Annotated in this window: 1 protein-coding gene; it reads right to left on the bottom strand. The window is 70.3% G+C overall.

Annotation, left to right across the window (positions count from 1 at the left end):
• On the bottom strand, positions 1 to 323 hold a 323-nt coding region (locus POF73_RS45985), incomplete at both ends, for a condensation domain-containing protein (protein ID WP_272125514.1).

Raw genomic sequence — 323 nt, 5'->3', positions numbered from 1 at the left:
GTGGTGGAAGGTCCACAGGACCATGGCCCGGTCGTCCTCGAACCGCACCACCGTCAACCGCATCAGCGGCGCCGAACCCAGGTCGAACCCGCGGACCCGGTCCTCCTCCAGCAACTCCGCCAGCCGGCCCTCCCGCTCACCACTCGTCGACGAGCGCCAGTCCAGCACCTCGAACGGCAGCTCCACCCGCCGCTGCACCACCTGCACCGGCTCGTCCAGGCCCTCCCAGACGAACGCACTGCGCAACGCCGAATGCCGGTCCAACACCGCCCGCCAAGCCCCCCGCAACCGCTCCACATCAAGCGGCCCCGAGAACTCGTCGA

This window comes from Streptomyces sp. HD, assembly GCF_028369295.1.
GTDB lineage: Bacteria > Actinomycetota > Actinomycetes > Streptomycetales > Streptomycetaceae > Streptomyces.
This window is presented reverse-complemented; position numbering and strand designations above follow the sequence as displayed.